Origin of the sequence: Vreelandella olivaria, from assembly GCF_023507745.1 — a bacterium.
GTDB lineage: Bacteria > Pseudomonadota > Gammaproteobacteria > Pseudomonadales > Halomonadaceae > Vreelandella > Vreelandella olivaria_A.
This window is the reverse complement of record NZ_JALPZO010000123.1, coordinates 115,269-140,963: the sequence shown is the minus strand read 5'-3', so window position 1 is coordinate 140,963 and position 25,695 is coordinate 115,269. Positions and strand designations below refer to the sequence as shown.

General features: G+C 54.7%; 24 protein-coding genes. 19 read left to right on the top strand and 5 right to left on the bottom strand.

What is annotated here, in order from left to right; genetic code table 11:
• Nucleotides 1-92 precede the first annotated feature (92 nt).
• The 3 genes from pcsA to HP566_RS13725 all read right to left on the bottom strand — a co-directional run bounded on the left by pcsA (nt 93) and on the right by HP566_RS13725 (nt 3,382).
• The gene (pcsA, locus tag HP566_RS13735; RefSeq protein WP_340163079.1) at nt 93-818 is read right to left on the bottom strand and encodes a phosphatidylcholine synthase; all 726 of its coding nucleotides are present in this window, start codon (nt 816-818) and stop codon (nt 93-95) included.
• Nucleotides 819-959: 141 nt separating this feature from the next.
• Nucleotides 960-2,444 carry a PLP-dependent aminotransferase family protein gene (locus tag HP566_RS13730; RefSeq protein ID WP_249977833.1) on the bottom strand — a complete coding sequence of 495 codons (1,485 nt, stop codon included), beginning with the start codon at nt 2,442-2,444 and terminating at the stop codon, nt 960-962.
• A gap of 269 nt (nt 2,445-2,713) precedes the next feature.
• Nucleotides 2,714-3,382 carry an aspartate/glutamate racemase family protein gene (locus tag HP566_RS13725; protein WP_249977832.1) on the bottom strand — a complete coding sequence of 223 codons (669 nt, stop codon included), beginning with the start codon at nt 3,380-3,382 and terminating at the stop codon, nt 2,714-2,716.
• Nucleotides 3,383-3,566: 184 nt separating this feature from the next.
• Between HP566_RS13725 and HP566_RS13720 the strand changes: the two genes are divergently transcribed.
• The 7 genes from HP566_RS13720 (at nt 3,567) to HP566_RS13690 (ending at nt 10,220) form a co-directional block, all read left to right on the top strand.
• The gene (locus HP566_RS13720; RefSeq protein ID WP_249977831.1) at nt 3,567-4,466 is read left to right on the top strand and encodes a LysR family transcriptional regulator; all 900 of its coding nucleotides are present in this window, start codon (nt 3,567-3,569) and stop codon (nt 4,464-4,466) included.
• 339 nt (nt 4,467-4,805) lie between these two features.
• Nucleotides 4,806-5,807 carry a TRAP transporter substrate-binding protein gene (locus HP566_RS13715; protein WP_249977830.1) on the top strand — a complete coding sequence of 334 codons (1,002 nt, stop codon included), beginning with the start codon at nt 4,806-4,808 and terminating at the stop codon, nt 5,805-5,807.
• 80 nt (nt 5,808-5,887) lie between these two features.
• Nucleotides 5,888-6,427, top strand: a complete 540-nt coding sequence (locus tag HP566_RS13710) for a TRAP transporter small permease subunit (RefSeq protein WP_249977829.1) — start codon at nt 5,888-5,890, stop codon at nt 6,425-6,427.
• Nucleotides 6,424-7,728, top strand: coding sequence for a TRAP transporter large permease (locus HP566_RS13705; protein WP_249977828.1), 1,305 nt, complete (start codon nt 6,424-6,426; stop codon nt 7,726-7,728). Before HP566_RS13710 ends, HP566_RS13705 begins: the two co-directional genes overlap by 4 nt.
• A gap of 22 nt (nt 7,729-7,750) precedes the next feature.
• Entirely contained in the window at nt 7,751-8,485 is a 735-nt protein-coding gene (pxpB, locus tag HP566_RS13700) for a 5-oxoprolinase subunit PxpB (protein WP_249977827.1), read from the top strand.
• Nucleotides 8,482-9,480: a 5-oxoprolinase/urea amidolyase family protein gene (locus HP566_RS13695; RefSeq protein ID WP_340163078.1), complete on the top strand. Its 999-nt coding sequence runs from the start codon at nt 8,482-8,484 to the stop codon at nt 9,478-9,480. Before pxpB ends, HP566_RS13695 begins: the two co-directional genes overlap by 4 nt.
• Entirely contained in the window at nt 9,477-10,220 is a 744-nt protein-coding gene (locus HP566_RS13690; RefSeq protein ID WP_249977826.1) for a GntR family transcriptional regulator, read from the top strand. Before HP566_RS13695 ends, HP566_RS13690 begins: the two co-directional genes overlap by 4 nt.
• A 27-nt stretch (nt 10,221-10,247) precedes the next feature.
• On the opposite strand, the gene HP566_RS13685 is transcribed toward HP566_RS13690, so the two are convergent.
• The gene (locus HP566_RS13685; protein ID WP_249977825.1) at nt 10,248-11,501 is read right to left on the bottom strand and encodes a Zn-dependent hydrolase; all 1,254 of its coding nucleotides are present in this window, start codon (nt 11,499-11,501) and stop codon (nt 10,248-10,250) included.
• A complete protein-coding gene (locus tag HP566_RS13680) occupies nt 11,498-12,481 on the bottom strand; it encodes a hydroxyacid dehydrogenase (RefSeq protein ID WP_249977824.1) in 984 nt (327 codons plus the stop codon). Before HP566_RS13680 ends, HP566_RS13685 begins: the two co-directional genes overlap by 4 nt.
• A gap of 177 nt (nt 12,482-12,658) precedes the next feature.
• Here HP566_RS13680 and HP566_RS13675 point away from each other — a divergent pair, with 177 nt between their 5' ends.
• The 12 genes from HP566_RS13675 to HP566_RS13620 all read left to right on the top strand — a co-directional run bounded on the left by HP566_RS13675 (nt 12,659) and on the right by HP566_RS13620 (nt 25,673).
• The gene (locus HP566_RS13675; protein ID WP_249977823.1) at nt 12,659-13,468 is read left to right on the top strand and encodes a LamB/YcsF family protein; all 810 of its coding nucleotides are present in this window, start codon (nt 12,659-12,661) and stop codon (nt 13,466-13,468) included.
• Nucleotides 13,465-14,667, top strand: a complete 1,203-nt coding sequence (locus HP566_RS13670; RefSeq protein ID WP_249977822.1) for a pyridoxal phosphate-dependent aminotransferase — start codon at nt 13,465-13,467, stop codon at nt 14,665-14,667. Before HP566_RS13675 ends, HP566_RS13670 begins: the two co-directional genes overlap by 4 nt.
• A gap of 643 nt (nt 14,668-15,310) precedes the next feature.
• The gene (gene hydA / locus HP566_RS13665; protein ID WP_249977821.1) at nt 15,311-16,837 is read left to right on the top strand and encodes a dihydropyrimidinase; all 1,527 of its coding nucleotides are present in this window, start codon (nt 15,311-15,313) and stop codon (nt 16,835-16,837) included.
• Nucleotides 16,834-17,622 carry an amino acid ABC transporter ATP-binding protein gene (locus tag HP566_RS13660; protein WP_284041465.1) on the top strand — a complete coding sequence of 263 codons (789 nt, stop codon included), beginning with the start codon at nt 16,834-16,836 and terminating at the stop codon, nt 17,620-17,622. The genes hydA and HP566_RS13660 overlap by 4 nt, the downstream gene beginning before the upstream one ends.
• A 38-nt stretch (nt 17,623-17,660) precedes the next feature.
• Nucleotides 17,661-18,536 (top strand): transporter substrate-binding domain-containing protein, encoded by an 876-nt coding sequence (locus tag HP566_RS13655; protein WP_249977820.1) that lies wholly within the window; start codon nt 17,661-17,663, stop codon nt 18,534-18,536.
• Between the two features lie 124 nt (nt 18,537-18,660).
• Nucleotides 18,661-19,344, top strand: coding sequence for an amino acid ABC transporter permease (locus tag HP566_RS13650; protein WP_249977819.1), 684 nt, complete (start codon nt 18,661-18,663; stop codon nt 19,342-19,344).
• 1 nt (nt 19,345) lies between these two features.
• Nucleotides 19,346-20,011, top strand: coding sequence for an amino acid ABC transporter permease (locus HP566_RS13645; RefSeq protein WP_249977818.1), 666 nt, complete (start codon nt 19,346-19,348; stop codon nt 20,009-20,011).
• 51 nt (nt 20,012-20,062) lie between these two features.
• Nucleotides 20,063-20,983 (top strand): N-carbamoyl-D-amino-acid hydrolase, encoded by a 921-nt coding sequence (locus HP566_RS13640; protein ID WP_249977817.1) that lies wholly within the window; start codon nt 20,063-20,065, stop codon nt 20,981-20,983.
• A 109-nt stretch (nt 20,984-21,092) separates the two neighbouring features.
• Nucleotides 21,093-22,532, top strand: coding sequence for an N-acyl-D-amino-acid deacylase family protein (locus HP566_RS13635; RefSeq protein WP_249977816.1), 1,440 nt, complete (start codon nt 21,093-21,095; stop codon nt 22,530-22,532).
• 130 nt (nt 22,533-22,662) lie between these two features.
• Nucleotides 22,663-23,748: a TRAP transporter substrate-binding protein gene (locus tag HP566_RS13630; RefSeq protein ID WP_249977815.1), complete on the top strand. Its 1,086-nt coding sequence runs from the start codon at nt 22,663-22,665 to the stop codon at nt 23,746-23,748.
• 35 nt (nt 23,749-23,783) lie between these two features.
• Complete coding sequence (locus HP566_RS13625; RefSeq protein ID WP_249977814.1) at nt 23,784-24,302, top strand: TRAP transporter small permease; 519 nt, start codon at nt 23,784-23,786, stop codon at nt 24,300-24,302.
• Between the two features lie 54 nt (nt 24,303-24,356).
• A complete protein-coding gene (locus HP566_RS13620; protein ID WP_249977813.1) occupies nt 24,357-25,673 on the top strand; it encodes a TRAP transporter large permease in 1,317 nt (438 codons plus the stop codon).
• The last annotated feature ends 22 nt before the right edge of the window (nt 25,674-25,695 follow it).

The following is a 25,695-nucleotide window of genomic DNA, read 5'->3' as shown; positions in this document are numbered from 1 at the left end:
TCCTCACCTTCTGTTATTTCGTACTACTGCGTTGCGTTACAGGTGTCGTGAAGGTTTGCCTTCGGCACTATCAGAAAAGTAGGTGCGATACCTCAATCGAACCACTCTCGGGCGGTACGCCATAGGCACATACCGATAAAGTAAACGGATGAAATACCCCACCCCCACAGTGCCCAGGCGGCGTGCTCGGGGCTGGAGAGTATCAGTGACGTGGCGCATGCACACCACACCAGGGTGACGGTGATATTAAGCGGCATAAACAAGCGCACCCGAAAAGGGTGAAGAAACTTCATCCTTGTCACCGTGAGGATGGCCAGAAAAACGATAGTGGCAAAGGTGATGAAGGGAGGGAAGTCGAGAATATAGAAATAGGCAGCGGCGATATTCCAGGCGGCAGGAAAGCCAACGAAGTAATTATCCTGGCTTTTCATATCGACGTTGCAGAAACAGAACATGGATGACAGCAGAATAATGAATACTGCGAACAGTGCAAAATTGGGCGGCAACTCAATGAAGAAATAGATGAAAAGGGCGGGAATAAAGGCCCAGGTAAGGTAATCGACCACCATATCAAGTGTCGAACCATCGAAATGGGGCAGTATGGTCTTTACTTCATACTTGCGTGCTAGCGTGCCATCGACACCGTCGACCATCATGGCGGCACCCAGCCAGAGGAGACAGGCGACCGGATTATTGTCGATCAGTGAAAGCAGCGCCATGGTGCCGAGCAGTACACCGCTGGCAGTAAATACGTGAACACTCCATGCCTTACATTTCGAAGCGCGGGATTCTGTGTGTGAAGAGAGCGATTGAGACACGTTGACCCCATTGGGAACGTGTTGTCCCCTTTCTGTTCAATTTATAGATAGGCTTGTAAAGGACGATACACTACTACAAGAATACCTCCAGAGAATATGCTGGCATGTCTTGCCTGAACAATATATCGCGATAAAGGAGCGTTATGGAGTGTCTCTTGTCGCTAAATAGGCATCGTTAAGCCACGTGCCCGCCTGCAGTAACGCTTGTTCCGTAGAACCAGCATAGCCAAGCACCAAACCAGGGCGTTTGTGCTCGGAAAGGTAGTATCGGGAAAGCGGAGAGAGGGTAATACCCTCGTCATTGGCACGTTTTACCAGTAGTGCTTCTTGGTCGAAACTATTGAGTTCGGCTAACAGATGCATACCAGCATGGCCATCAGAAAGGCGAAGCCCCTTTGCCACCGCTGGAGCTAATGCTGTGCGTAAACAGGCTTGCCGCTGCCGGTAGGCAGACCGCATACGTGTTACGTGGCGAGTAAAGTGTCCGTTAGCAATAAATTCCGCAAGCGCCGATTGAATGGGGTAGTTGCCTTCCCGGTGTAAGCGTGCATGAGCTCGTGTGAAATCGGCGGCAAGTTCATCGGGCAGCACCAGGTAGCCGATACGCAAACCTGGGTAGAGCACTTTGCTGAAAGTGCCCACGTAGATAACTGATGCCTGGTCGGCAAGCCCCTGTAAAGAAGGAGTGGGGGGAGTGTCATAGCGAAATTCACTGTCGTAGTCATCCTCGATAATCCAACAGCCTGAGCGAGAGGCGAATTCCAGTAACGCCAGACGCTGGGGAACCGGCATGGTGACGCCGGTTGGGTACTGGTGGGATGGCGTCACATAAATCAGCCGCGGGGTGGGGGAGTGAGCCGGGCGTAAGGCAATATTCAGCCCGCCTTTATCGACCGGAACGGGGGTGATTGCTAACCCCGATGCCAGAAAGCAAGCCTGGGCACCGCCATAGCCGGGTTCCTCCACCCACACTGCATCACCACTATCGGTAAGCAACTGAGCGATCAATTCAAACGCTTGCTGCGCTCCCTGGGTGATGACGATTTGTTCAGGTTGGCAGCGTACTGCCCGGGAGAGCCTCAAATAGTCACAGAGGGCTGCTTTGAGTTCAGGCAGGCCACCGCTGGTTTGGTAATCCATCCATGACATATCGGCATGGCGATAATGTCGCCGCAACAGCCGTTGCCACTGTTCCCTTGGGAACAGGTCCAGCGCGGGGACGCCAGGGGAAAAGGCGCGATAGCCATTACTGAGAGTGCTGCTTAACCCCAGCAGTGTGTTGCCGCGGGATGAGTAGCAGGTAGGCCGTGGGGTGGAAGCTGCTGATCGCCTCAATAACGTGGGTAGTTGCGCCACATAGAGCCCCGCCCCTTGTCGGGCAACAAGCAGCCCTTCGGCCAGCAGCCGGTCCATGACTGCCAGCACTGTATTGCGGCTTACTCCCAGCAACTGAGCCATATGGCGGGAAGAGGGCAGTACCTGCCCGGCTGCTAGCTCACCATGCTGAATCCACTCTTTCAGGGGGCGGTAGAGCTGTTGGGTGAGGGGGAGCGCACCCTTTTTTAGATCCACGCGAAGCGCTAACGCATCGATTATCCAGGCACTACCTGTATCACGACGTTTCACTGGTTCCCTCTATTTAGCGGTAAGTGGCTCTTTGCTATGGATCACTATAGCGGCAAACTCTGTTTGATCACTACCCCGATCACAACCAGTGATTTCTTCGTCTGCCTAGCACTGTCCTATATCACACCTCTTCCTTAGCTGCTGAAGATACTTGACAACGAATCACAGCGATTTTTCACTAATAAACCTAATGCTTATATTTATGATGACTTGTGAGTAATTGAAAAGGATGCTGGACTGTTGACGTCAATCGGTACAACTCACACGTACTATTTGCCAGATGCAGCGAGGTGAGCGGCTGTCAGTGCCATACCTGCTGCCGCAGTACACGGTTCCACGACGGGTAGGCCGAGTTCCTGCTCCAGTTGGAGGCGATGGTGTGCCAAGCCTGCGCAGCCTAGCACCACAACATTAGCACCATCTTCGTCACGCAACTTTTGTCCTGTTTCTAAGAGCCGCATCCAAGTCTTTTTTTCATTTATCAACTCACCTACGTTCAGTCCCAGTGCTCTTTCGCCCGCAAGACGTGAAAGTATTCCCATGGCACCCCAGGCTCGCAAATGGCGAGATATGGAAGTCGGCTGGATTGCTACGACGCCAACACTCTGGCCCTGCGTTAGTGCAGTCAGCATGGCGCTTTCACCAATACCGTACACTGGTAGCCGGGTCGCCTCTCTAGCCATGGCGAGGCCTGGGTCACTAAAACAGGCGATTACAAACCCGGCTGTCTGCTCTTTGTGAGCGTTGATGAACGCCGACAGCAGTGGCATGACTTGCATGATATCGGCCTCGCTCTGGATGCCAGAGGGGGCATCAGTAAGGGTGTGACACTCGATATTAAGCCCATTAGTCAGCCTGAGAGGGGCTAAGGCAGCGTCAATGCTTGCAGTCACACTGGTTGAAGAGTTGGGATTAATAACAACGATACTGCGGCTCATGGGCAGCTCCACTGTTGTTGTAGGATAATTCTCCAGTTTATAGCGACAGTAACTGCCTGCGTGATTAGCGAGATGTGGGAAGAGGTTAACCTGATGTTATGCCTGAATATGGCGTGACTCTTGCATATATGTTTGCCAGTTCCAGTTAACTTTTTGTTAAGGGTTGCTATGGGAGCTTTTTGGTATGTCGCTCAATCTTCGCCAGATAGAAGTCTTTCGTGCGGTCATGGTCACCGGGTCGATTAGCGGTGCTTCTCAGTTGTTGCTAGTCTCACAGCCAGCGGTTAGCCGGATGCTCTCTTACAGTGAGCAACGAATTGGGTTTCGGCTGTTTGAGCGAGTCAAGGGGCGACTCCACCCTTCGCCGGAAGCACGTCGACTGTTTCGCGATGTCGAGCATGTATATCGCGATGTACAGCGGGTCAACGCAACGGTTAATGATCTGATTCAGCAGCGCCATGGAGTGGTGCGTCTGGTTTGCAGCCCGAGCCTTGGCCATCAACTTATTCCTAAGGCCGTGTCTACGTTTCGGGACCACCATCAACAGGTGCGTGTCAGTCTGGAGTGTGCCCGTAACATCACGCTGAGAGACCTCTTGCTTGAACATCGGGCTGATATGGGGATATCCTTGTTTCCTGTCGATCATCCTAATCTTGAAATATCGCCGCTTTTCGAGACCCGGTTAGTATGCATCTGCCATCGCGAACATCCTCTGGCAGTTCAGCGTAGGGTTGAGGTCGATATGCTGCCACGTTATCCGCTGATTGGTTATGGCGTCGAGACACCATTTGGTCAGCTTGTACAACAATTGCATGAAACCCATGGGCTCGTCTATCAGCCCGCGATCGAGGTCGACTCCCCGCACTATGCGTGTGGGTTGGTGCGGAATCAGGCGGGCATCGCGCTAGTCGACGACTTCTCGATGCATAGTGATATATCTGATTCACTGTGTGCATTGCCACTGTCATATACGCAGTCGCTGGTGGTCAATTTGGTGCATCCACGCAGTGAACCGCTCTCCCAACTGGCACGTACTTTCATTGAGCACTTGAAAGACACTTTCCGCGAGGAATTCTTCGCATGAGATGAGCCTGTCTCATTTATCAGGGGGCGAATGAGCATGTTGAACCAATAGGTTTCTGGTATTAATCCACGTCAATGCCATCCCGAGTAGTCTATTTCCTTTTTGTCTCGTGGGTCGTCTATTCATAACGTTTAACCATCAATGCCGTGCAGCCGTGACTGCCGACCCCTTCCGCCAAATTCCAAATAATAGACTAGAGTCTAATTGCGCTCAGTTAATTGACTTGTCTCCTTTGGTATGCCAAAGATATTCCAGTACGGTGCCAGAAGTGATGTGGCCGCTTTGATCTGGGAAAGCTGCTACTTGGCAGCATTCGAAAACAACTCTTGGGAGTCGAACATGAAAACAACCTTTTATCCTCTGGCTACGCTTTGTACGGCAGTGGTTCTCTCTATGGCAGCATTTGGCGCTCATGCGGCGACACAGCTGATAATCGTGACTCCCTGGCCGGAAGGTAATTTCCAGGTCAGGGCACTTAATCAATTTGCTGACGCTGTGAAAGAAGCCACTGACGGAGAAGTGGAGCTTGATATCCACTCCGGTGGCGCTCTTGGTTTAAAAGGGCCCGAACTGCTTTCGGCGGTGCGCGATGGCCTCGTTCAGGGTGCTGACATGCTGCTGACACAGCAGGTTGGGGAGGAGCCGTTGCTGGGTATCGAGTCGGTACCGTATCTCACCCGCAATATCAATGACGCTGCGCTGCTGCGGGCAACCGCCTGGCCTTATTACGAAGCGGTTGCGGCTGAGTACAATCAGAAGTTTCTCTATACTGTGCCTTGGCCGGGTCAAGGCGTATTTACCCGGCAACCAGTGGAAACCGTGGAAGACCTTCAGGGAGTCAAATTGAGAACTGTCGATAAGAACGGCACCGAATTCTTCAAGGCGCTGGGGGCTTCTCCAGTGCAAATGCCTTGGGGCGAGGTTGTGCCGGCGCTGGCCTCTGGGGTGATCGACGGGGTGACCACATCAACGCCCTCCGGTGTTGACGGCAGCTTTTGGGAGTTCACCACTTACTTCAATAAACTCGATTGGCAACTGGCGCCGGATGTCGTCTCAATCAATCTCGATGCATGGAACGCATTGACGGCAGAGCAGCAACAGACGATCGAAACGCTGGCCCAGGAGATGGAGCCTCAGTTTCAGCAGCTCTCCCAAGACGAGGACGAACGTAACGCTCAGATTCTTGCCGACCATGGCATTCATATGTCTGCCCCCAGTGCCGAGTTGTCGAAGCAGCTTACTGACGCTGCTCGGCCACAGTGGCAGCAGTTTCGTGAATCGGCCGGCACACAGGCCGACGAGCTGATGACACGCTATCTTGAGGCACGCGACGCGCAGTAACCGAGCAACCGTTAGTCAAGGCCAGCGGGTTGGTCTCTGTTACCCGCTGGAACCGTCCTATTCTATAGGGGTGTCTTCCCATGATCTCTTGCTTGCTACGACTGAGCGATCGTTTGTCCTGGGCGACTGCTGCTCTTGCTGCGCTTGCCATGGCGCTGCTATTTGTGCTCATGCTGTCGGAAATTATTTCCCGCAATCTGTTTGGGCGAAGTCTTGGATTTAGCTGGGAGGTGAGTGGCTATCTGCTGGGGCTAATTATTTTCATGGCAAGCAGTTGGGCGCTGCGGAATGACAAGCACATCCGCATCACATTGCTACGTGACCATATACCGGAAGGCTACGCGCGATGGTTGGATCTACTCGCAACGCTGATCGGTGTGGTCATTGCCGGTTTCTTCTCAGCGGCTTTTATCGGCTTCTGCCTGCAGACCTGGCATGGTGGCACGGTGTCGAGCACACCACAGGAAATTCCATTGATCTATCCTCGTGCACTCATGGCGCTGGGACTGATCGTCTTTACGTTAACGCTGATTGTGCGTGCGATGGTGCTGTTCTCCTTGCCTGGGCTGTTGGCGCATCCGCCCGAGGACGCAACGATGACGACGAAGGGTAAGTTATGATCACGATCATGTTGACAGCGTTTGCGCTACTCTTGGCGATACTCGCTAGTGGTGTCTGGGTCGGGTTGGGGTTGGCCGGAGTGGGTATCGTCTCGCTAGAGATGTTCCGGGGATTCATGCCGGTGGAAAAGCTGCTCGCGCAGACGCTCTGGAATTCAACCACCACCTCGGGATTGGTGGCGCTGCCACTGTTCATCCTGATGGGCGAGCTGCTATTTCGAAGCCGCCTCACACAACTGTTATTCGACGGCCTTGCGCCCTGGGTCGATCGCGTGCCGGGGCGGCTCCTGCATACTAACGTGCTGGGCTGTACGCTGTTTGCAGCTATCTCCGGCTCCTCTGCGGCGACCACGGCAACGGTCGGGCGTATCACCTCGAACGAACTGATGCGGCGTGGCTACGATGCGCGTATCGCTGCCGGCTCGCTGGCTGGTGCTGGCACGCTCGGTTTTCTGATTCCGCCCAGCACTATCATGATCATCTATGGAGTATTGGCGCAGGTGTCAATTCTCAAGATGTTCATGGCGGGGATCATTCCGGGGTTGCTGCTGGCACTGGCATTCATGATCTATCTAGGCGGTTACGCTTTGCTGCGACCGGGCGAACTGCCGCCTCGTCAGCGCGGGCTTCGAGTCGGTGACTATTTGCGGGCTCTGATCCAGTTAGGCCCGGTTGCACTGTTGATTGCCCTCGTCATCGGCAGCATGTTCACCGGCATGGCAACACCCACTGAAGCGGGAGCCGTGGGGGTTCTCGGCGCCCTTATTGTTTGCCTTCTTCAGCGCTGCCTGAGTTGGAGAAATCTGTGGAGTGCGCTGATGGGCGCGGCACAGCTCACATCGATGATCGGGATAATTATCGTCGGTGCCATGTTCCTGTCGGTGGCGATGGGGTTTCTTAACGTGCCGCGAACGATTGCCGACATGATCAGCTCGCTAGAACTGTCGCCGTTGGCGCTGGTCGCTATCCTGCTGGTTTTCTATGTAGTGTTGGGTATGTTGCTCGAAGGCATGTCGATTATCGTCATGACGCTGCCGATCACACTGCCGCTTATCACCCAGGCGGGGTTTGATCCAATCTGGTTTGGTGTCTTTCTGGTCTTAGTGGTGGAGATGGCGCAGATTACGCCGCCGGTCGGTTTCAATCTGTTCGTGATCAATGGCATCACGGGGATGAAGATCAGCCAGGTCGCGCGTGCCGTACTGCCTTTCTTCCTGATCATGGTTGCTTTTACGCTGCTACTGGCGGTGGTGCCGGAAATTGCGACCTGGTTGCCGGATCATTTGTCGCAGCATCGCTGATGAAAGAACGGGACTTCTCACCATGACACCATATTACCAAATCGCGCCGCTGGCGGATCAGGGTGTGCTAATCGACTGCGGGGAGATGATAGATATTGAGGTCAACCGCTGGATAGAGGCGGCTGCGCAGGCGGTGCGGGCTGCGCAGATCGCTGGAGTGATTGGCATAGTGCCAACCTATCGCTCGCTGTCGGTGGAATACGATAGCGTGGCGATTACCCAGCGCGAGCTGATCGCACGGCTCGAACGCCTGCTGAGCATGCTGAGCGTGAGCTCGAAACCGAGCCGACGCTGGCGAATTCCCGTGGTCTATGGGGGCGAATTCGGCATAGACTTCGACGATGTTTGTGGCCACCTTGGCCTGGATCGTGACGAGTTTATCATGCGCCATACTGCGCCAGATTATCGCGTTTTCATGATCGGTTTCATGCCCGGCTTCGTCTATCTTGGGGGGCTTGATGCCAGATTGCATGCGCCGCGTCGCCTTTCACCGCGAACGCGAACGCCAGCGGGTAGCATAAGTATCGGCGGTCAACAGACCGCCATTTCATCTGTGGAAGCGCCCAGCGGTTGGCACCTGCTCGGATGTACTCCGGTGCATAACTTCACCGCTGAGCGAACCCCTCCGATACTGATCGAAGCGGGCGACAGCGTGCGTTTCGAGGCGATCAATACCGAACAATTCAAAGCACTTCAGCAGAAGCCAGATTGGCGCCCCGAGTGGGAGTGGATTGATAACGCTGGGCCGAGTAGATGAGCACCAGTCGAGATAATCTTGATGTCGCGTTCGTGGTCGCCTCGCCGGGCATGATGACCACGCTGCAGGATTCTGGGCGCATCGGACAAGGTCATCTAGGGTTGCCGCCATCGGGGGCACTTGACTCCATGAGTCTGGGATTGGCCAACGCCTTGGTCGGGAACGCGCAAACGAACGAATCACAGACGGGCCATCTCCAGGAGTGCGGCGTGCTGGAGGTGACGCTGATGGGGCCGCGGCTGCGACTCGTAGGTGGCGATTGCGTGGTCGCGATCACGGGGGATGCAGAGGTTCTGGTCAATGGTCGGCGTGCTGAAGCGTTTCGTGCACTGGCGCTGCGCGACGGTGACGAACTGCACATTCGACGAGTGCTTTCCGGTGCCAGAGCTTATTTGGCTGTGGGTGGTGGTTTCGCCGCGACACCGTTTCTTGGTAGCGTGTCGACGCTGGTGCGCGCCGGTATTGGGGGCTTCAGTGGGCGTGCTTTGGCGGTCGGTGACCGGTTGGCCTTGAGCGATCCCACCATTGGTGCCAGCCACGCCGGACAAGTAGGCGAGCAGCATCTGCCGCAGCGTGAGAAACGGCCCATCCGCGTCGTGTTGGGCCCTCAGTCGTTTTTTTTTACACGCGCCAAGATTGCCCGTTTCCTGTCGGCTGAATGGGAGATATTGACGCTCGCTGATCGCATGGGCTATCGTCTTGCCGGCCCTGAGCTGACCAGTACCGTAGGACACAACATCGTCTCCGATGCATTGATGACCGGTAGTGTGCAGATTCCCGGCGACGGCCGGCCGATCATCGCCATGAACGATCGTGGTACAACGGGTGGCTATCCCAAGATCGCCACGGTGATTCGGGCGGATCTGGCTCGGCTCGGGCAGATGAAACCGGGAGATCGACTGTGTTTCGAAGTGATTGATCCCGCTCATGCCGAGACTTTGTGGCGTGAGCGTCAGCGGGCTTTTCGAGCCTATTTGGCGCGACTTGCGATGTGAGTGTCGTATACTCGAACACTACATTAACGACGTTAATTATTCACTGGCAGGGAGCCGCGGCAATGCAAACGCTGGATATCGACCGCATACTTCAGGGAACGCGCATCCAGAGTCTGGCGGGGCAGGCATATCAGCAACTGTTTGAGATGATCCAGTTGGGCCGTCTACCGGCAGGCACGCTGTTGCAGGAGCGTAATTTGGCTGAGGCGCTGAACATTTCTCGCACGCCCGTTCGAGAAGCGCTTAGTCGGCTGGAACACGAGGGGTTCGCGATTCGCGTGGCTCGTGGCCAGTTGGCGGTCAAGGCGCCCTCGGTGCATGAATACATGGAAATTCTTCGGGTGCGAGCCCTACTGGAGAGCGAATCGGCGGGGCATGCTGCACAACGTCTCGCTATTGAGGCAATCGACGTGCTCACGCAGCAGGTAATCACCCTGCTCAAGATGCCCGAGGACGCCCGTACCTCGGAACAGCTGCACCGAGTCGATGATGCGCTGCACAACGGCATCGCGCTGGCCAGTAACAATAAGCTGTTGGCTCGGATGGTCGCCGACCTGCGCCTAAAGACGCGAGTATTTGATCTGGCGCAGGTGCCCGAACGCTTCGAGCCCGGCTGTCACGAACATCTGGCTATTCTGGAGCGGCTGCGTGAGCGGGACAGCCAAGGCGCGAGGAAGGCGATGGAGGCGCACATCGACAACGTGCGCCAGAGCATCATCAATCGTCTGGCGCATATCTGAAACGAACCCCGACGCAATGATGCTCGCTCATTCCTGAATCAACGCCGCAAGCAGCCGAACACCCTCGGCAAAGTCCTTCAGCTGCATTGCCTCGTTTGGGTTGTGGCTACCGTTCTGATTGCGCACGAACAGCAACTGCGTCGGTATTCCCGCCTTGGAGAATGTTGCTGCGTCGTGCCCTGCCCCGCTCGGCAGTAGGCGATGGGGGATATCAAGCCCTGATGCTAGCATCTGGCAACGGTCAGTTAGAACGGTGCTCATCGGTGCCGGCGTGCTGGCGGTGCGCGGTCCCAGGTCAAAGCGTACACCACGCTCGCGCTCGATCCGCTCAGCGTTACCGAACAGAAACTGTTCCAGGTACGTCAATATCTCGGGGCTTTCGCTACGCACGTCGAGACAGAAACCGACTTCTCCGGGAATCTTGCTGAATGCGTGTTGCGCCGGCGGGGTCGCAATCTGACCTATGGTCACGGTGGCTCTCTGGCCTTCAGTCTCAAGTGTGGACCATTCCCGCTCCAATGCTAGTGTCAGTTCGCAGAAGGCCATCAGTGCATCGTGGCGGTGCTCCTTGGCTACGGCACCGGAATGCCCCCATTCGCCGAAACAGCGTGCTTGTCGGTAGCGAAAGCTGCCCGCGATACTTGTGACGATTGCGATCGGTAGGTTCTCTATCTCAAGTGTAGAACCCTGCTCGATATGGAGTTCCAGCATGCCACACAGGGCGCGTTGTCCCAGCCAGCTGTGGCCTGCCGCCACCGCATCAGGGTCACCGCCACAGTCGCGCATATGATCGGAAAGCGGGCGTCCGCTATCCGCTCTCGGCACGGTCAACTCCTCGGCTTGTAACTGGCCCAACGCTGAGCGGCTGCCGAGGTAGGAGGTGGGAAACCAAGTGCTCTCCTCGGCGCGGAAGGCTGCCACGATGATATCGCGTTGGGGCGTAATACCTGCGGCCAGCAGCCCGGCGATCGCCGCGAGGCCAGCAACGACACCGGCAGCTCCGTCATAGTTGCCGCCCTGGGGAACGGAATCGAGATGTGAGCCGACCAGCCAGGCGGGCAGGGTGTCGTCGAGCCCACGACAAAGGGCGAAATGGTTGCTGGCGGCGTCCTGATGGATCTCCAGGCCAAGAGCTTTAGCGGAGGCCACGAACAGTTCATGGGCCCGTTGTTCACCAGGGCCATAGGCATCTCGGGTGATACCGGTTTGATGCTCGTAGGGGGCGGCCAGCTCGGTAAAGAGTCGCTTGGACAGTTGCATGTCAGGCACGATGCTATTCATGGGGCCTCCTGATTGGTTATGACCAAGGGGTTGAGCACCTGGGTTGGGAGCTGGCCGCGACTCATGTCGACGACGTGTTGAGCGACCGCACGTGCCGTGCGTGACATGCTGGTGGCGGTGGAGCCGCCGTTGTGCGGTGAGAGCACGACATTGTCGAGCGCCAGCAAAGGATGATCGTACGGTATCGGCTCGACGGCGAACACATCCAGCCCGGCGCCAGCAAGACGCTCCTCTGCCAGCATCTCGGCCAGCGCGATCTCGTCCACCGTGCCTCCGCGTCCGGTATTGATCAATAACGCTGTGGGTTTCATTCGCGCCAGTTCCTGGCGTCCGATGAGGTTGTGTGTCTGCTCGTTGAGAGCGACGTGTATTGAGACGATATCGGCGTCACCAAGCAATACTTCGAGTGACTGAGCGCGTTTGACCCCTACCTCAGCCAGCGCGCTATCCGGTGCATTGGGAGAATAGGTGATGACACGCATGCCCAACCCCTTCGCCATTCGTGCCGTGCGCTGGCCAATATTGCCAAAGCCGACCACACCGAAGGTACTCCCCTCCAGTTCGATCATCGGCACGCTGTACTTGAAGGCGAAGAAATCACCCTCACGCACGGTGCGATCGGCCAGCGGCACCCGTCTGGCTGCCGCGAACATCAGTGCGATCGCCTGCTCCGCTACCGCCTGGGCATTGCTGCCGGGTGTATTGGCGACGATCACTCCATGCTCGGTGGCGGCGGCGATATCGATGGCGTTGACACCGACACCGTGGACGCCAATCAACTTGAGCCGCCGAGCCCGATCCAACATGGTGCGATTAACTTCGGCGCTACGCACGATCAGCGCATCGGCATTGCCTAGAACGGAACCCAGCGACACTGGATCAGGCGCTGGTGTATGAACCACTCGAATGCCTGCTTCATGCAGTAGCTCGATGCCATCTTGGTGGATTGGCTGGGCGATTACGCAGGTGAAGTCGGTCACATAGAACTCCTTGAGTTGTGTTAGTCGAATTGAAAACAACCGTTCCGCCCCGGTCTTATAGTGACGTTATCTGAAGCTGAGCTTTGTGTATACTATTGGTATACCATGGCTGGTGCCATTCGATACCGTGAGTACGGATTGCGTGGTGCCTTTTCAACAACCCTGTCAGGGGAGAGTATGATGAGTGTCCATGTGGACTTAAACTGCGATATGGGGGAGAGCTTCGCCGCTTGGAGCATGGGCGATGACCGTGCCATGCTCGACATTGTCACGACGGCCAATATCGCCTGCGGTTTTCACGCCGGGGATCCAGTGGTGATGCACGAGACGCTGGTGCAGGCGCGTGACCGAGGCGTGCAGGTAGGGGCGCATCCGAGTTTTATGGATCTGGTGGGTTTCGGGCGTCGCCGCATTGAGGGTGAATCGCCGTCCGACCTGGAAAAACAGCTGATCTATCAGATTGGTGCTATTCGCACCATGGCCGAAGTAGTGGGGCACCCCATTCGCCACGTCAAGACACATGGTGCACTGGGCAACATGGCGGCCGAGGATCGGGAGCTGGCACTGGCTGTCTCGCGGGCGATCGCTGCCATTGATCCTGAACTGATCCAACTAGCCATGCCGGGCATGCAGACGTCACTGACTGCGCAAGAGCTGGGACTAAGGGTCGGCAATGAAGTCTTCGCTGATCGGGCCTATGCCGATAACGGCAATCTGCTGTCGCGCAAGTTACCCGGTGCGGTGATTCATGACCCTAAGGCCGCGGCTGATCGTGTCCTGCGCATGCTCGAAGAGCAGGCCGTCACAACGATCTCCGGCAAGCGTATTGCCCTCGATATCGACAGTATCTGTGTCCATGGGGACACTCCCGGAGCCGTCGAGATGGCTGCCACCTTGCGCCGTCGGCTCGAGAATAACGGTGTCGCGATCCGGCCGATGGCCGATATCGTCGCCGCCCGCCAACCGTCAGGAAGTCCTCAGCAATGACCCGATTGGCCAAGCGTTTGTCGATTGTTCATCCCTCTGCTTCCATCGAAATCAGTGGTCGCGCCGCCAAAATGCGTGCCGAAGGGGTTGATGTGATCTCTCTTTCCCAGGGCGAGCCTGATTTCGATACTCCGGCCGTCATCCGCAAGGCTGCCAAGGCGGCGCTGGATGCCGGTGAGACCCGCTACACTCATGTCGACGGCACGCTAGCGCTCAAGCAAGCGGTCATCGAGAAATTCCGTCGCGACAATGGTCTCAAGTACCGGGTCGATGAGATCAGTGTCGGGGCCGGAGGCAAGCAGGTCATCTTCAATGCGCTGATGGCACTGGTCGATCCGGGCGACGAAGTCATCTTCGCTGCGCCGTACTGGGTTTCCTACCCTGACATGGTGCGCCTTACTGGCGGTATACCGGTGGCGGTGGCATGCCCGGCCGAGAGCGGCTTCAAGCTGACCCCTGAGCGACTCATGGGCGCGATCACGTCGCGCACACGCGTGCTGATTCTCAATTCACCGGGAAATCCGTCCGGAGCCGGCTATACCCGCGACGAGCTGGAAGCGCTGGCGGCGGTGCTGTCCAGGCATCCCGATATCTTCGTGCTGACCGACGATATCTATGAATATCTCGTCTACGACGACTTCGAGTTCTGCACATTGGCTCAGGTCGAACCGAAGATGAAACTACGCACGCTGACTATCAATGGTGTTTCCAAGGGGCATGCCATGACTGGTTGGCGGATCGGCTTCGGTGGTGGGCCGGCGGAATTGATCCAGGCCATGGCGGTAATACAGTCGCAAACGACCTCCAATCCCGCCTCGGTTTCCCAGGCAGCAGCGGTCGCGGCATTGACCCAACCCCTTGATGTTATTCAGGCACGCAATGCAGTCTTCGCTGAACGCCGCATACTCTGTGCCGAGGCAATCAGTGCGATTGACGGTCTGGTCTGTCGACTGCCGGAGGGGGCGTTCTACCTGTTTCCGAATTGCGAAGCGCTACTGGGACGCGAGACGCCGGAAAGTATGAGAGTCGAGGACGATCAGGCGTTGGCTCGTTATCTGCTTGAATCAGCTCGGGTAGCGGTGGTTCCTGGCAGTGCCTTCGGCTTACCGGGTCATTTCCGAATGTCGTTCGCCTCGGATACCGAACGGCTACTGGAAGCGTGCCGACGTGTTCGTGAAGCATGCGAGGCTCTGAGATAGGTAATGACCTACGGTTGGAAGGGTGGGTAGGCTACATCTGCCCGCTCCTTCATCAAATGCTGATCAACTCTTCCTCACTTGCAGAACGGTTTTCCTCCCGGCGGGCAATTTTCCACAGTCCTGGTGTTCAAAATCTATCTTCCAGCGAGATGTGCACTGGAATACGCCGGTTCACCGATGACGTATGCCGCGTGGAAAGGAGATGATCGACATGATGTACTTCGGTATGAGGCTCCCGCGGTTAATTTTTCTAATCTTTTGAATAGTAATGCTTATCCTGCCTTTTTTTCATGTCTCGTAAGATGCTTAGAGTATGTCAGGCATATATGCAGCCGTAACGGTCTTGACCTTATGTTAAGGGGTGGAGACAAAAAGGTATGCGACATCAACACATTCGGCTCGCAGAATGATTTTTACAGGGTTTCAGACCCGGGTGATGTGTCGTGTTACTGACCATGACGGCAAGCCTGGAAATCCTGAGACATTCGAATCGAGGCCTGAATCGAAAAGCCGTACGTATCGAAAACCAGATCCGCTGGAAGTGGGTATTTTTGACTGGAATGGCGTGCCGGGCAGCATGCAACTCAGAGATGGGATTAGACCGTTTGGGCATTGAGGCAGTATTTCTCTCTCAGGAGCTAGTATGACAACAATCACCACTCAAACTCATCTGAATAGAGCCTTCGACATGGTGGTTCGCAATGGTCAGGTGGCGACGGCAACCGATATCTTCGCAGCCGATATTGGCATCATCAACGGTAAAATCTCCGCAATTGCCGAAGGATTGCCAGCAGGTAAACGTGATATTGATGCGTGTGGTCGATGGGTGTTACCCGGTGGTATTGACAGCCATTGCCATGTTGAGCAGTTATCGGGGATGGGGCTGATGTGTGCCGATGACTTCTATTCGGCTACTGTCTCCGCAGCGTTTGGTGGTAACACTACCATCATGCCGTTTGCGGCCCAACATCGCAATGATAGTGTGCGCGAGGTGCTTGAGGATTACAGTGCGCGAGCCGAAGAGAAGGCGGTGATCGATTATGGCTTTCATGTCATCGTCACCAACCTGGATGACTTGGCTCTGAAGACGGATTTGCCACGTGCTATTCGCCAAGGGGTGACCTCGATCAAGGTCTTCATGACCTATGAGCGTATGAAGTTGGACGATTATCAGATTCTCGATGTGCTAGCTCTGGCGGATCGTGAGGGTGCGTTGGTCATGGTGCATGCCGAGAACAATGATGTGATTCGCTGGCTTGGCGACCGCCTTGTCGAACGGGGATTGAACGCACCAAAATACCATGCGGTGGCACACAGTGGGCTCGCCGAGACCGAAGCTACCAACCGGGTGGTGACGCTATCTCGAATCCTGGAAACACCAATTCTAATCGTGCATGTCTCGGAAGTCGGTACCTTGGACTGTATCCGCCAGGCACAGCAAAAGGGCGCCGCACTTTATGCAGAAACCTGCCCACAGTATCTGTTCCTGACCGCTGCCGACATCGACAAGCCTGGTGTCGAAGGGGCCAAATTCTGTTGCAGTCCGCCACCGCGTGACGAACGCTGTCAGCGTGCCATGTGGCAAGGACTGATGGAGGGGAGTCTGTCACTTTACTCCTCTGATCATGCGCCATACTGCTGGGATGAAACCGGCAAGCTGCCGAAAGGCGAAAAGACGGGTTTCCGAGAGATGGCCAACGGTTTGCCCGGCCTGGAGGTGCGCATGCCTTTGCTATTCAGCGAGGGCTACTTGAAAGGACGTCTGACGATCAATGAGTTTGTGGCACTCACCGCGACCAATCATGCTCGTACCTATGGCTTATATCCGCGTAAGGGCACTATCGCAGTGGGTTCGGATGCCGACATCGTGATATGGGACGAAGAGCGCGAAGTCACGATCACTAACGATCTACTGCATGACAATGTTGACTATACCCCTTACGAAGGCATGAAGGTGACCGGCTGGCCGGATGTAGTGATCAATCGCGGCCGTGTCGTCATCGAAGATGGCGAGATCAAGGTTGCCCGCGGTAGTGGTGAGTTCCTAGCCTGTGGGCTTCCCGAGCCAGTCGCCAAGGTGCGTGCCTTACGCGATCCGAAAGCGCTGATCCGCCAATTGGTGAATCCGTCAACAGATGGACCCACCAGCCTGGGTGAGAACAGAGCATGAACGATACCATAACACCCAGTTCATCAGTGGTCGCTGGGGCGAATGCCCACAACCCTTTTCCGATTCTGGAGCTGATCGGGTTGCGGAAGGTGTTTGGGCAGCAGGTGGTGCTTGAGAGCCTCGATCTGAGTGTTCTCCCAGGGGAGTTGGTCTGTGTGATTGGTCCCTCCGGCTCAGGAAAGAGCACCATGCTGCGCTGCTGCAATTGCTTGGAAGTGCCCAGTGGTGGCCAAGTGATCATTGATGGTATCGATCTGATGGATCGCAATACCTCGATTGATCGTATGCGTCAGAAAGTCGGTATGGTCTTCCAGCAGTTTAACCTTTATCCCCATTTCACGGCGCTCGGTAACGTGGCATTGGCACTGCGGCTGGTGAAGAAAATGACACGCCGTAAGGCTGAGGCGGTAGCGCTTGAAGCGTTGTCTCGTGTGAAGCTGTCGGAACGTGCCGGGCACTATCCACACCAGCTGTCGGGCGGACAACAGCAGCGTGTAGGCATTGCCCGCGCCATCGCCCTTAATCCGATGATTGTTCTATTCGATGAGCCAACAAGTTCGCTGGATCCAGAATTGGTCGGCAGTGTGCTGGAGGTGATGCGGGAATTGCGCGAGAGCGGCATGACGATGTTAGTGGTGACTCATGAGATGGCATTTGCCCGAGCTGTGGCTGATCGTGTGGTGTTCATGGCCGATGGTTATATCGTTGAGCAGGGGCCGCCCGAGCAGATTTTCGCAGCGCCACTGCAAGAGCGTACGCAGGCTTTTGTTGAGCAGTGCCACTAACAAACCGGTTCTACATCCATAAAACGGGAACAACACCTATGTCTCCAACTTTCTCTTCATCGCTGTCTAGCCTTCTAGGATGCTGTCTGAAACCATCACTGGTCGTCTTGGGCTTGGGGGTATCCACAGTTCATGCCGGTGAGCCGACTCACTATCATGTAGCACTGGATGGCACCTTCGCACCGCACGCCATGCAAACTATGGATGGTGACGTGCAAGGTTTTAACGTCGATCTGGCCAATGCACTGGGTGAACAGATGGGTGTGGAAATGAGGATTACAGCTGCGCAGTTTTCTGGACTGATTCCGGGACTGCAGGCTGGCACCTATGACTTCTTAATGGCCCCCACCACTGTGACCGAGGAGCGCGCTGATAACCTGCTGTTTAGCGAAGGCTATTTGGATACGGATTTTCAATTCGTAATTCAGGCGGGGGCGCAGGAAATCACCGACTTAAATCAGTTGAGGGACAAGGTGGTTGCTGTCAATAGAGGGTCGGCATACGACAGCTGGGCACGCGAGCATGCCGATGAATATGGTTGGCAAGTCGAAAGTTATGGCACCAACAGCGATGCGATTCAGGCAGTGATGAGCGGGCGTGCCGCAGCGAATGTGGCTGGAAACACGGTTTCTGCCTATGCAGTGAACCAGAACCCTGGTCTCGAACTTTCCTATCTAGTCCGCACCGGTCTGGTGTGGGCGATCCCTTTTCGAAAGGATGATACCGATACTCGGAATCGAGTTGAAGATGCTCTTGAGTGCTTGAAAATCAACGGCACTATAGCCGAGCTATCCAAAAAGTGGTTTGGCGTGGAACCTGTCGAAGGCTCCACAGCGGTAACGCCAATTTCTGGATATGGCCAACCTGGGTTTTCGGGTTATGTCGCGGACGACCGTGTCTTCACATGTAATTGAGCGCCTGCTCTAAAAACTCGCATAAAGGTGAGAAAAAGTTTTAGAGATTAATACATAAAATGTGAGCGACAACCGCTGGTCACTCGAGTATATGGCTTTTTTGATTGTCCAGGAGTAGGCACTTATGGATGGACTTCGCCATTTTATGCAGGTGTTCTTCGATCCTGTGATTATAAAAAAGTACTGGCCACAGATCCTTGACGGATTGTGGGTTACGTTGGGATTGGCTGTGGCCATAGTGGTCTGTGGACTGGTGATGGGTCTGCTGCTGGCCTGTATACGAAGTGCCGGTATAAGGCCTATTAGTCTGCTGATTGTGGTGTTTGCCGACATCTGGCGAGCTTTACCTCCGCTGGTGGTTGTGCTGATTTTTTATTTCGGATTGCCCAGTGTCGGGGTCACGTTAACAGCGTGGATGGTGCTGTTTCTGGTACTGAGTCTGGTATTGGCGGCTTTCGCAGAGGAAATTTTCTGGGCAGGTATCCGCGCAGTGGAGCCGGGGCAATGGGAGGCTGCACGAGCCACTGGCATGCGCAGCCTCACAGTACTGATATGGGTCGTGCTTCCCCAGGCGATGCGTATGTCGATACCTTCACTGACCAATCGCTCTATTGCGATCACCAAGATGACCGCATTGGGGACGGTGATCGGTGTTCCAGAAATTCTCTATCAGGCATCGAGTGCCCAATCCTTTTCTGGGAGTGCAACACCTCTGACGTTGGGAGCATTGGCTTACGTCGTACTGTTCTTGCCCTTCGTCGTTATGGGGCGTTGGCTTGAATCTAGTGTGAACTGGCGGAGGCGGTGATATGGATGTCATTGCAAACCAATTCTTCAACCTCGATTTAATGCTGCAGTCGTTGCCCCTTCTATTAAAAGGGCTCAGCGTTACTCTACTGATCTGTGTAGTGGTCATTTCTTTGGGTGGCATCGTGGGGTTATTGCTGGCTATCGCATCGGGTAGTCCCCGTCACTGGGTGAGTTGGCCGACCATTGTATTCGTCGATCTGTTTCGTGCTGTGCCGCCCTTGGTGTTGCTGGTCTTTGTCTATTCAGGGGTGCCGTTTACCGGCATAGAGTTATCGCCCTATGCTGCGGTAGTGATTGCATTTGTTCTCAATACCTCGGCCTATTACTGCGAAGTCTACCGTGCAGGGCTGCTATCAATTGCGCCAGGGCAGTTTGAAGGTGCCCGCTCGACAGGGTTGACACAGTTTCAGACCATGCTGTGGGTGATTCTCCCTCAGGCGGTACGCAATGTACTTCCTGACCTTCTCTCGAATACTGTGGAGGTGGTCAAACTGACATCATTGGCCAGTGTGGTGTCACTTGGCGAGCTTTTATACCGTGCGGATATGGTGCGCTCGATGAGCTATAACTCCTCCCCAATTGTTCTGGCAGCGCTAATTTATTTGCTGTTGCTCTGGCCATTGGTGCGCTTAATTAGTCGTTTCGAACGCAAGTTTAATCGCTGAGCCTAATATGCAGTAACGATTTCAATGCCGTAACGATAAAAGGAAATAAACATGCGTGAGTGGGTGATTGGTGGTGCTCAAATGGGGGCGATTCAAAAAAGTGATCGTCGGGAAACTGTGGTTGTGCGAATGATCGCGCTATTGGATCAAGCCGCTGAGCAAGGCTGCGATCTAGTCGTTTATCCAGAATTGGCGCTGACTACCTTTTTCCCGCGCTGGTACATGGAAGATCAAACTGAGGTCGATACTTGGTTCGAGCGCGAAATGCCCAATGCGGCAACCCGTCCCCTGTTTGACCGTGCTTGTGAGCACGGCATCGCTATCTCTTTTGGCTATGCCGAGCTGACGCCGGGAGGACGCCATTTCAATACTTCCATCCTAACCAATCGGCAGGGTGAGATCGTCGGTAAATATCGCAAGATTCATTTGCCGGGTCATGTCGAGTACGACACCGAGCGTGACTTCCAGCATCTTGAGAAGCGTTACTTCGAACCCGGCGACCTTGGCTTCGAGACCTTTGATAATGAGAACACGCTAATGGGCATGTGCATCTGTAATGATCGCCGCTGGCCGGAAACCTGGCGCGTTATGGGCCTGCAAGGTGTCGAACTGGTTCTGCTGGGTTACAACACGCCTGCGGTTAATGCACAAAATAGCGACGAAGGCATGGAAAAACGCTTGTATCACTCTGAGCTTTCGATCACCTCGGGCGCCTATCAGAACGCCACCTGGGCTGTGGCCGTTGCTAAAGCCGGGGTTGAGGATGGTTTTCCGCTGATGGGCGGTACGGTCATCGTCGATCCTAATGGCTTCGTTGTTGCACGAGCTAAAGGAGAGGGTGATGAACTGATTGTTGCGCGGTGTGATATGGATCTCTGCCAATTTGGCAAGAAGACTATCTTCGACTTTGCGCGTCACCGTCGTATCGAGCATTACGGGCGAATTACTTCGCAAACTGGGGTCGAGCGCTAGGTAAGCTTTTCATTGAACCAAGCGCACTGCTCAGTGCAATGCCATCACTATCCATGCTCCGGCACTGACAGAACCATATACTCAGGCGCGTCACTCTCAGGAGAGAAGCATGACATTCGATGTAGTTATTCGCCGGGCCTACGTTGTTGATGGTACCGGTAATGATCCGTTCGTTGCTGATATTGGCGTTAAGGCAGATCGAATCGTGTCTATCGGTGATCTGGGTACCACGCAGGCCGCACAGGTGGTTGAGGCTGAAGGTCGGTATCTCTCTCCTGGTTTTATTGATGTCCATACCCATGATGACAGTTGCGCCATCCGTCAGCCAGAGATGCTGCCCAAGATCACTCAAGGCATCACTACGGTTATCGTCGGCAACTGTGGTATCAGTGCCTCACCGGTAAAACTTGTTGGTGATGTCCCGGACCCAATGAATCTCTTAGGTGAAAGCGACGCCTTTTTTCAGACATTCGATGCATTTGCCGAAGCAGTCGAGATGGCTGTGCCGACGGTGAACGTTGCTGCTTTGATCGGACATACTACGCTGCGTGCTGGAGCCATGACTGGTTTCGATCGTTCCGCTAGCGACGAGGAGATACTGGTCATGCGCCAAGCACTTCGTACTGCGTTACGAGGTGGTGCGATTGGGTTGAGTTCTGGTCTCGCTTATACCAATGCCCGTCAAGCCACATCCCGAGAAGTTAAAGCACTCGTGGAGGTCGTGGGTGAGGAAGGTGGTATCTACACCACGCATATGCGTAACGAGCGCGATCTGTTGTTCGAAGCAATGGATGAAGCGTTCGAAACAGCCCGTCATGGTCACGTACCCTTGGTGATATCGCACCTGAAGTGTGCTGATGTCGATAACTGGGGAAAGAGTGGACACGCTCTGGAAAAGCTTGAGCTGGCAGTTCGCGGACAGCCATGCAACTGTGACTGTTATCCCTATTCGGCCTGTTCGACCACGCTCGACCTGTGGCGAGTCTCGGACCAATTCGACATTCTGGTGACTTGGTCAAAGCCATATCCAGAACAGGGGAGACGCCTGCTGAGCGAAATCGCGGCGGAGTGGGAGGTCGATCTAACGGAAGCAGCACGCCGTCTGATGCCGGCTGGTGCTATCTATCACAATATGGATGAGGCGGATGTACGTCGCGTTCTAGCTCATCCTCTGACTATGATCGGCTCCGATGGACTGCCCAGCGACCCTAACCCCCATCCACGACTGTGGGGTAGCTTTCCGCGCGTCATTGGTCATTATTGCCGTGATGAAGCACTGTTCGACCTCCCGGAAGCGATTCGCAAAATGACATCTATGTCGGCGGCCCGTTTCGGGTTAACCGACCGGGGGGTGATCCGCGAGGGGGCCTTTGCCGACCTAACCCTGTTTGATTTCGATAGGATCTGTGATGAGGCCAGCTTCGTTGAGCCAACAAAACCGGCGGTAGGTATTGATTGGGTTATGGTCAACGGGCAGCCAACCTGGATGGAGGGAACAGTCCTCAATCGTGCAGGGCGTTTACTTCGGCGAGAGGGAACGATTGAGTAGCGTCACTGGATTAACATCAGTTTATAGCCCGACGACAAAAAGGTATGAGACAGGCGTGTGTTATATCACTGATTATTTTTCTGTCACTTGATGACGCACTTCAACTGCAATGATAACGAGGTTTATCCCCATGCCCTTAATGAATCAGCAATATCTTCAGTGGCACCGTCAGATGGCCGTCGTTGCCTTCACTCTAACCTTTGGGGCTAGCTTGGCAATGATGCCCGGCACTACCGCTGCTGCGGAAACGCTGACGTATGCGACCAATACTGCCCCGAATGGTCTGCGTGGTGCTGCTGAACAAGGCTTTCTGGATGCCTTGAGTGAGGTTTCTGCTGGCGGGATCGAAATAGTGCCTTACTGGGGAGGCTCAGTCATGCAGGGCGATGAAATTCTCGGCGGTGTCAGAAACGGTGTTGCTGACATTGGGTTTATCAACATCAATTACTATCCCAATCAGTTATTTTTAAATGGTGCGTTTCAACTGTTTCCGGCAGGCCCTGAGAACTACTCGGACATCATGTCAGTTTATCATGCCATCTATGACCAAGTTCCTGAGCTTCGTGAAGAGTTCGCCAGGCAGGGTCAGAAAATTGTCTATATCTATCCTTTTCTTCCTTACTCGGGTGTCTTTCGTGAACCCGTGATGTCGCTCGATGATTTTCGAGGTAAGCGGATACGCGCTTCCAGTCAGTGGATGCTCAATCTTTTGGGTGATCTGGGGGCAACGCCGGTATCTGTACCCTGGAGTGATACCTATCAGTCGCTTCAGTCGGGAGCTATCGATGGTGTCTTTACCAATTACGATAGCCTCAACCGTACCGGTATGGACGAGGTTGCACCTAATATTCTGACGACACGCCGCTTGTGGTTAGCGATCCCAATGATTCTTACCGTTAATCAGAGTAAGTGGGAGGCAATGTCTGCAGAGATGCAGGGCTGGTTTGAGCAAGCAGCGGCGCAAGCGGGACAGACCTTCGGTGAATACTACGCCAACGAGTTCGACCGCATCGTCGAGATTCAGGAAGCTGCCGGATATACAGTGACAGCTGCCTCTGACGAAGACATTGAGAGGTTTATCTCGTTACCGGCAGTAGAACGCAATCGCCAGACCTGGCTACAAAGTGCGGAGGCTGCAGGAGTCGAGAATCCCGCGCAGATTATCGAAAAGATAGAGGCGATCATTAATGACGACTCCTCGGTCAGCGACTCATGAATGATAAGTCGAATGTCGACACTAAGGAGTGTCCCGTGGCTCGACAATCCAGCTCTGAATTAGCCGCTAAAGTGCGCAGACCACGCTTATTGACTTTGATCAATCAGAGCTTGGCGGAATTGTGCGGCTGGCTATTGATGGTGGTGGTGGTGTTCATGGTTGTCGATTTGGTGTCGCGAGGCTTTTCGCGTCCACTCTACGGTGTCTCTGAGTTGGCCATGTTTACAATGATTGCTGTGGTGTATCTCGGCTTATCGCATGCCGAAGAGCGTGATGCGCATATCCGAGTCGAGTTCTTGACAGATAAGCTGACCGGTACCGCCGTGCGGCTACTGAATGGATTCATAACGTTGGTTTCGCTCGTGACTGTGGTCATCGTTGTGTGGGCGGTGTGGACCAACGCTATCGGTGCTTGGGAGAGTCGCCAGGCGATTGCTGGACCCCGCCCGATTTTAGTGTATCCGGTTAAGTTCATAATGTTTGTCGCCCTGGCGCTATATGGGCTTCAGCTAAGTTGCAGGTTGGTGGCCCTGCTTCGACTCAAAAGTTCATGAAGTCCAAAACTACAGTTCCTGGTTTCTGACTTTTCCTCTACTACGGATCTCATCATGGACTTCACACTAGTAGGCGTCGGCGGCGTAGTGGCATTACTGATACTTCTCGTGCTCGGTGTTCCCTTGGCGATTAATTTCCTGCTTGTCGCTTTTGTTGGAATTGCCACAATTCTGACCCCATTCAGTGCCACTTCACTACTGGGGGATACTATGTACACGGCGATCGCTTCGCCGACTTTTACAGTCCTGCCTTTATTCGTCTTGATGGGCGCGCTAGCAACAGCCAGTGGATTCGCCGAGCTGGCTTACAAGGGGTTGCATCGAGCAACGGCACGGATCCCCGGATCGCTGGCGGTCGCGACCGCGTTTGGGAGTGCTGCATTCTCTACTGTATGTGGCTCCTCTCTAGCTACCGCAAGCGTATTTGGGCGCATTGCCTACCCGGAGATGCGTCGCTATCAGTATGACAAGCGTTTCGCGCTGGGCAGCATTGCTTGCGCGGGTTCGTTTGCTGCAATGATTCCACCTAGCGGCATGTTCATCCTGTTTTCGATCTTCACCGGCGTACCGGTAGGGCAGCTCTTTATTGCGGGTATCATTCCTGGAGTGTTGACCGCGCTAGTCTATGCGATTTCGATTGTATGGCGTGCTAAGCGCAACCCTGAGCTTGCACCAATGCTGGAGGAGGAACAGCGTGTCATGCTGGGGGATCGCTTACGAGGTATTCTCGATTTATGGCAGATCCTACTGCTAGGTGGTGTGGTTATCGGTGGTCTTTATGGTGGTCTGTTTACGGCAACCGAAGCTGGTGCAGTTGGGGCCCTGGGGGCAATCATTCTAGGCGTCGCAATGGGGCCGCTGCGCTCTCTCGATAAACTTCGCGCAGCACTTCGAGAGTCAGCCGGAATCACAACCACCCTGTTCTTTATTATTGTGGCGGCGCTCTTCTTTAGTCGTTTTTTAGGGTTAACGCGAATTCCCTTTGAAATCACGAATTTTATGACTTCTTGGGATGTACCCTCATGGATCATCCTGGGGCTAATTCTAGTCATCTGGTTTCTGATGGGGATGGTCGTCGTGCCCGCAGCCGCATTCGCTTTAACGCTACCGATCATGTTCCCAGTCGTAGTGGAACTAGGCTACGAACCGATCTGGTTTTGTATCATTGCCATGAAGATGTGCGAGATTGCAGGGGTAACGCCACCCGTCGGTCTCAACGCCTTTGCCCTGGCCAGCGCTGCAGGTAAAGGAGTCAAAATCAGCGAAGTTTTTGCCGGGGTCTGGCCATTTGTGGCGTGTGACCTGGTTATTCTTGCACTGTTGCTGGCGTTCCCCGCCATTTCGCTATGGTTGCCTCAAAACATGATGTAACGGCTTACACGGTTCACGAAAC